This window comes from Dietzia sp. DQ11-71 (assembly GCF_014144995.1).
Taxonomy (GTDB): domain Bacteria; phylum Actinomycetota; class Actinomycetes; order Mycobacteriales; family Mycobacteriaceae; genus Dietzia; species Dietzia kunjamensis.
In genome coordinates, this window is the sequence record NZ_JAALDT010000213.1 from 1 (window position 1) to 6716 (window position 6716).

The following is a 6716-nucleotide window of genomic DNA, read 5'->3' on the forward strand; positions in this document are numbered from 1 at the left end:
CCCGCCCCGCGGTCGACCACGGTCCGGCCACCCACCCCGCACGCGTCGGGTGCCCGCCCGCCGGCCATCCCGGCCGAGTTCGTGCCCCGCCACGTCGCGCTGGTCATGGACGGCAACGGCCGCTGGGCGCAGGAACGCGGTCTGCCCCGCACCGAGGGGCACAAGCGCGGCGAGGCCGTGCTCATGGACGTCGTCCAGGGCTGCATCGAGATGGGCATCCCGTACCTGTCCGCCTACGCCTTCTCGACCGAGAACTGGAAACGCAGTCCCGAGGAGGTCCGGTTCCTCATGGGCTTCAACCGGGACGTCCTGCGCCGCCGCCGGGACGAGATGCACTCGCTGGGCGTGCGGGTCCGGTGGGCGGGGCAGCGACCCCGGTTGTGGCGGTCGGTGATCTCGGAACTCGAGGAGGCCGAGGAGCTCACCCGCGACAATACGGTCATGACCCTGGCCATGTGCGTGAACTACGGGGGTCGCGCCGAGATCGTCGACGCCGCCCGCGACTTCGCCCGCCGCGTGGCCGCCGGCGAACTCTCGCCCGACGACCTCACGGAGGACAACTTCTCCCAGTTCCTCGACGAGCCGGACATGCCGGACGTCGACCTCTTCCTGCGGCCGTCCGGGGAGCTGCGCACGTCCAACTTCATGCTGTGGCAGGCCGCCTACGCCGAGTTCGTCTTCCAGGACACGCTGTTCCCGGACTTCGACCGCCGCGACCTGTGGGCGGCGTGCCTGGAGTACGCCGAGCGTGACCGGCGCTTCGGCGGCGTCACCAGCCCCTGACACTCGGACGCCCGGTCAGTCAGCCCGCCTGGCCCGCCGCGCCCGGTCAGTCAGCCAGGCCAGCCCCGCCCGCCTGGCCCGCCGCGCACTCCGCGCACAGGCCGAACAGTTCGACGGTGTGGCTGACGTCGGTGAACCCGTGTGCCCGGCCCGCGCGATGGGCCCACACCTCGACCCCCGGCTCCTCGACCTCCACGGTGAACCCGCAGACGCGGCACACCAGGTGATGGTGGTGCGAGTCGGAGCACTTCCGGAAGATCAGTTCCCCGGAGTCGGTCCGCAGCACGTCGACGGCCTCCGCGTCGGCCATCGACTGCAGGGTCCGGTACACGGTGGTCAGCCCGATCGTGTCCCCGCGCTCGCGGAGTTCGGCGTGCAGGTCCTGGGCGGAACGGAAGCCCTTGGACTCGTCGAGCAGAGCGGAGATCGCGCTGCGTTGGCGAGTCGACCGCACGCCGATCGGCTTGTCCGGTGTCGTCATGGATCTACTGCTCCCCGGCGTGCCCGACGGCCGCCTCGACGATGTCGAGCAGATGCTCGTCCAATAGTTCGTAGCGCATTTCCCGACCCTGCCGGTGGGAGGAGACCACGCCGGAGGACTTGAGGATGCGCAGGTGCTGACTGACCAGCGGCTGGGTGACGCCGAGTGCGTCGACCAACTCGTGCACGCACCGGGGACCGTCCCGGAGCTGCAGCACGATCGCGATACGCAGCGGGGCGGACAGGGCCCGGAGCAGTTCTCCGGCCGCGGACACCACCCGCTCGGGCGGCAGGGGGACCGGGGAGGCCCGGTGGTCGGCGTCGTGGACGTCCGTGACCGGGTCGGATCCGGTCGATCGGGGTCCGCTGTGCATCGTCTCCACCTTCCGGGCTCGCTCCCGGGCTCGGTCGCCGCCGGCGTCGTATCGGGTAGGGGACCCCAGTATCCCAGACCCGGGGGGCCGACCGGATACCCTGGTGAAAGTGCCCGGGCGCCGGCCCGCGCCGAGGTGGTCCACCCGACGCCTCCGCCAACCGACTCACCAAGGGAGAACCCCCGACGTGGCAGCCTCAGCTTCCGTCATCGACACCGTCGTCAACCTCTGCAAGCGCCGAGGACTGGTGTACCAATGTGGCGAGATCTACGGCGGTACGCGCTCGGCGTGGGACTACGGCCCCCTGGGTGTGGAGCTCAAGGACAACATCAAGAAGCAGTGGTGGCGCACCTTCGTCACCGGCCGGGACGACGTGGTGGGCCTGGACTCGTCGATCATCCTGCCCCGCCAGGTGTGGCAGGCCTCCGGCCACGTCGAGACGTTCACCGACCCCCTGGTCGAGTGCAGGTCCTGCCACACCCGGCTGCGTCAGGACCATCTCCAGGAGGCGTACGCCGCCAAGAAGAAGCTGGATCACCCGTCCGAGGCCCCGATGTCGGAGATCGCCTGCCCCAACTGCGGGAACAAGGGCCAGTGGACCGAGCCCCAGCTGTTCTCGGGCCTGATGAAGACCTTCCTCGGCCCCGTGGACAACGAGACCGGCCTGCACTACCTGCGTCCGGAGACCGCGCAGGGCATCTTCATCAACTACAAGAACGTCATGACCACCGCGCGTCGCAAGCCGCCGTTCGGTATCGGCCAGATCGGCAAGGCGTTCCGCAACGAGATCACCCCCGGCAACTTCATCTTCCGCACCCGCGAGTTCGAGCAGATGGAGATCGAGTACTTCGTCAAGCCCGAGGAGGCGGACGAGCACTTCACGACGTGGGTCGAGGACTGCTGGGACTGGTTCGTGGACCTGGGGATCGACCCGCAGAACCTGCGTCGCTTCGACGTCCCGGAGGACGAGCGCGCCCACTACTCGGCGGGCACGATCGACTTCGAGTACAAGTTCGGGTTCACCGGCAACGAGTGGGGCGAACTCATGGGTGTCGCCAACCGCACGGACTACGACCTCACGCAGCACCAGACCCACTCCGGTGAGGACCTGCAGTACTTCGACCAGGCCTCGGGCGAGAAGTACATCCCCTACGTCATCGAGCCGAGCTTCGGCCTGACCCGCTCGCTCATGGCGTTCCTCGTCGACGCCTACACGGAGGACGAGGCCCCCAACGCCAAGGGCGGGGTGGACACCCGGACCGTGCTCAAGCTCGACCGCCGGCTCGCGCCGGTCAAGGCCGCGGTGCTGCCGCTGTCGCGCAACGCGGACCTGTCGCCCAAGGCCCGTGACCTGGCGGCCCAGTTGCGCAAGAACTGGAACGTCGACTTCGACGACGCCCAGGCCATCGGTCGCCGCTACCGCCGCCACGACGAGATCGGCACCCCGTTCTGCATCACGGTCGACTTCGACACCCTCGAGGACCAGGCCGTGACCATCCGTGAGCGCGACACCATGGCGCAGGAGCGCGTGGCGATCGATCAGGTCGAGGGGTACCTCGCGCAGCGCCTGATCGGGTGCTGACGGACTCCCCTGGCACACTGGTCGGGTGAGTAGAACAACCCGGTCCCCGGTCCGTGCGGTGTCCAGGGCCGTCGGCTGGCTCCTGGCCATCGCACTGCTGTTGTGCCTGGTCATACCCGGATTCATCTCGTTCCGAGTGTGGTCCGTGGCGCGTGTCGATGATCGATCTCCGGCCGACGCGATCGTGGTGCTGGGCGCGGCGCAGTACAACGGCATCCCCACCCCCGTGTTCCAGGCCCGGCTGGAGCACGCGGCCCTGCTCTTCGAGGAGGGGGTCGCGCCGCAGGTCATCACGGTCGGTGGTAGCCAGCCGGGTGACCTGTACACGGAGGCCGGGTCGGGTCGGGCTTATCTGACCCGCCTCGGCGTGCCCCCGGAGGTGATCCTGGCGGTGGAGACCGGGACCAACACCGAGGGCAGTCTGGACGCCGTGGCGCAGACCGTGCGCGACCAGGGCGGGCAGTCGGTGGTGCTGGTCAGCGACCCCACGCACTCGTATCGCTCGCGCATGATGGCGCGGGACGCGGGGCTGGACGCGTGGACCTCGCCGACCCGCCACGGGCCGGCGGTGTGGACCCGGGAGAACCAGATCATGGGCATCATCCGGGAGACGGGCGCGGTGCTCTGGTACCAGTACCACCGGCTCGCCGGGAGCAGTGTGGACTTCCCGGACTGAACCGCCGGGGCGGGTCGCGCGAGCGGATGCGGCCGGCCGCAGGGATGACGGGGCGGTGACGCCCGGAGGAGAAGTGGATGACGGGATACGCGTACGACGCCGCGGACGCCGAGCGCCGGGTCGACGAGGGTTCCGGCCGCGCCCGCGGGAAGGCGAGTGAACGCAGCCCGTTCGACCGGGACCGCGCCCGCGTCCTGCACTCGGCCGCATTGCGCCGGCTCGCCGACAAGACCCAGGTGGTCGGCCCCGGGGACGGCGACACCCCGCGGACCCGCCTCACCCATTCGCTCGAGGTCGCCCAGATCTCCCGCAGTATCGCGGCCGGGCTGGGGTGCGACCCGGACCTGGCGGACCTGGCGGGCCTGAGCCACGACATCGGGCACCCGCCCTACGGCCACAACGGCGAGCGGGCGTTGGACGAGGTCGCGCGCGGGTTCGGCGGTTACGAGGGCAACGCTCAGACCGTACGGATCCTGTCGCGGCTCGAGCCCAAGGTCGTCGACGCCTCCGGACGTGGGGTGGGGTTGAACCTCACCCGCGCCGCGCTGGACGCCGCCACCAAGTACCCGTGGCTGCCGAGGGAGGGGACGCGGAAGTTCGGCGCCTACGCCGATGACGCGGACACCCTCGCGTGGATCCGGCAGGGCGCTCCCGGGGACACCCGGTGCCTCGAGGCACAGATCATGGACTTCTCCGACGACGTCGCGTATTCGGTCCACGATGTCGAGGACGCGATCGTCGCCGGCCGGCTGGACCTGCGCTCGCTGTCCGACCGGTCGGAGGTCGCCGCGCTCGCGGAACTGGGCGCGGAGGAGTTCCGCGGTCCGGACGCCGATCAGCTGGAGCAGGCCGCCGGGCGTCTCGGTGCGCTCGAGGTGGTCCGCGCCGTGCAGCCGTTCTCCGAGAGCTTCACCGGGTTCGTGGCGCTCAAGGCCTTGACCAGTGAGCTGGTCGGGCGGTTCGTCATGCCCGCCATCCACGCCACCCGCGAGGTGCACGGGGCCAGGCCGCACGGCCGCTACAGTGCGGATCTCGAGGTGCCGGTGGAGGTCGAGGCCGAGGTGGTGATGCTCAAGACGATGGCGGTGCGCTACGTCATGAGCGACCCCGGCCACCGCCTCAGGCAGGACCGCCAGCGGGACCGGATCCACCGGGTGGCGGAGTTCCTCGCCCAGTCCGCGCCCGCGGGCCTCGACCCGGTCCTGCGCCCGCTGTGGGATTCGGCCCCGGACGACGCCGCGCGGATGCGGGTGATCGTCGACCAGATCGCCCTGTACACCGAGAGCCGGCTCGAACGGGTCGACCGGGCGAGCGCCGGCATCCAGGCCGCCTGGGGCTGAGCAGCTCGCCCCCACCCCCGCGACCGCCGGCCCCCGTCAGCCGACCGCGCGCACGACCGCGCCGACCAGCCGGTCCACGCCCACCGCGTCGAGTGTCGAGCCGGGGGAGAAGCCGGTGCGGACCACCACGAGGTCGGCGGAGGGGACCACCACGACGTACTGCCCGTCGTGCCCGGAGGCCCAGAACGCGTCGGTCGGCATGCCCGTGAACCGGAGCGGGGTCCCGTCTCCGGCTGTGTTGAGCCACCACTGGGCGCCGTACGGTTCGGGCTCGCCGCCCGCCGGGACCCCGGTCGTCGCGTAGTCCATCCACCCCGCGGGCAGCAGCCGCTGTCCGTCCACCTCGCCGTCGTCGAGCACGAACTGACCGAACCGCGCCCAGTCGCGCGGGCTCGCCCACAGGTACGAACTACACACCGATCCGCCCGAGGCGTCGGCCTCGAGGACTGCGCTGCGCATCCCGAGCGGGCGGAAGAGCAGTTCCGCGGCCATCTCCGGCCCCAGCCCGGTGCGTTGGTGCAGCAGGTCGCAGACGATGTTGCTCGTGCCGGACGAGTACTGGCGGAACTCGCCGGGGGCGTGGGCGGCCGGTTGGGAGGCGGCGAAGGCGGCCATGTCGGGTTCGAGGAAGAGCATCCGGGTGATGGGCGTGCCCAGGTCGTACTCCTCGTCCCACTCAAGGCCGGAGGTCATGCGCAGCAGGTGGTCCAGGGAGATCTGCGACCGCTCGTCGGTCCATTCGGGACGCAGGCCGGTGGCGGCGGGGTCGAGGTCGGCGTCGGGGAACTCGACCTGCGCGCGCCCCACGAGGGTGGCGGCGACGCTCTTGGCCATGGACCAGCCGAGCTGGCGGGTGTCGGGGCCGAAACCGTCGGCGTACCGCTCGCCGAGGATCTCGCCGCGATGGACGACGACGAGGCCCCGCGTCCCCTCCTGCGCCGCGGCCTCATCCAGTGCCGACGAGACCTCGTCCGGGGCGTCGGTCGCCTCTGCCAGGCGGATGCCCTGAGGGCCATCCCCGCGCAGCGACGGGGGCGGCTCACTGCCCTGTGATCCCGCCGCGCGGTCACCGAGGGCACAGCCGTGCTCGGAGACGTGGGCGGTCTGCCGGAAGCCCACCCCCAGCACCGAGGCGGTCGCGGTCCCGGCGTCCTCGTCGACCGACGTCCGCATGACGGGGACCAGCGGATTGGGCGGGAGGTCGGTGTCGTGGTCCTCGCGGCCCACGAGGTAGTGCAGGGCGCAGGCGTTGTGGGCGGCGTACCCGGTGCCGGTGAGCATCATCGGCCGGTACCAGACGCCCACCGCGACCACGGCTGCGACGAGGAGCGCGACCACCGCGACCACCGCGATGAGAGCTTTCCGACGACGTGTCATGGGGTCAGAACCGCCCGCCCGCGCCGCCGCCTCCGAAGCCACCGCCGAAGCCGCCACCGAGGCCGCCGCCGCCGAAGCCGCGGGCGGATCCGAAACCGCCACCG

General features: G+C 71.2%; 7 protein-coding genes. 4 read left to right on the top strand and 3 right to left on the bottom strand.

The features are described 5' to 3' along the window. Positions 1-783: isoprenyl transferase (locus G6023_RS08380; protein ID WP_187700062.1), on the top strand; the 783-nt coding region annotated here is incomplete at its 5' end. Between the two features lie 46 nt (positions 784-829). On the opposite strand, the gene G6023_RS08385 is transcribed toward G6023_RS08380, so the two are convergent. Both G6023_RS08385 and G6023_RS08390 read right to left on the bottom strand, forming a co-directional pair. Continuing rightward, positions 830-1264, bottom strand: a complete 435-nt coding sequence (locus G6023_RS08385; protein WP_119192832.1) for a Fur family transcriptional regulator — start codon at positions 1262-1264, stop codon at positions 830-832. 4 nt (positions 1265-1268) lie between these two features. Then, positions 1269-1637, bottom strand: coding sequence for an ArsR/SmtB family transcription factor (locus G6023_RS08390; protein WP_067719606.1), 369 nt, complete (start codon positions 1635-1637; stop codon positions 1269-1271). Positions 1638-1824: 187 nt separating this feature from the next. Here G6023_RS08390 and G6023_RS08395 point away from each other — a divergent pair, with 187 nt between their 5' ends. The 3 genes from G6023_RS08395 to G6023_RS08405 all read left to right on the top strand — a co-directional run bounded on the left by G6023_RS08395 (position 1825) and on the right by G6023_RS08405 (position 5235). Further along, on the top strand, positions 1825-3219 hold the full coding sequence (locus G6023_RS08395) for a glycine--tRNA ligase (protein WP_182634969.1): 1395 nt from the start codon (positions 1825-1827) through the stop codon (positions 3217-3219). Positions 3220-3277: 58 nt separating this feature from the next. After that, the gene (locus G6023_RS08400; protein WP_096905743.1) at positions 3278-3895 is read left to right on the top strand and encodes a YdcF family protein; all 618 of its coding nucleotides are present in this window, start codon (positions 3278-3280) and stop codon (positions 3893-3895) included. Between the two features lie 77 nt (positions 3896-3972). Then, the gene (locus G6023_RS08405; protein WP_120286283.1) at positions 3973-5235 is read left to right on the top strand and encodes a deoxyguanosinetriphosphate triphosphohydrolase; all 1263 of its coding nucleotides are present in this window, start codon (positions 3973-3975) and stop codon (positions 5233-5235) included. A gap of 36 nt (positions 5236-5271) precedes the next feature. Here G6023_RS08405 and G6023_RS08410 read toward each other — a convergent pair whose 3' ends face one another. Continuing rightward, positions 5272-6612, bottom strand: coding sequence for a serine hydrolase domain-containing protein (locus tag G6023_RS08410; RefSeq protein WP_182634971.1), 1341 nt, complete (start codon positions 6610-6612; stop codon positions 5272-5274). Positions 6613-6716 lie beyond the last annotated feature (104 nt).

Bases quoted from the DNA above. Each gene is read 5' to 3' on its own strand.
- G6023_RS08390 (WP_067719606.1), bottom strand. From the start codon at position 1,637: ATGCACAGCGGACCCCGATCGACCGGATCCGACCCGGTCACGGACGTC.
- G6023_RS08410 (WP_182634971.1), bottom strand. From the start codon at position 6,612: ATGACACGTCGTCGGAAAGCTCTCATCGCGGTGGTCGCGGTGGTCGCG.
- G6023_RS08405 (WP_120286283.1), top strand. From the start codon at position 3,973: ATGACGGGATACGCGTACGACGCCGCGGACGCCGAGCGCCGGGTCGAC.
- G6023_RS08385 (WP_119192832.1), bottom strand. From the start codon at position 1,264: ATGACGACACCGGACAAGCCGATCGGCGTGCGGTCGACTCGCCAACGC.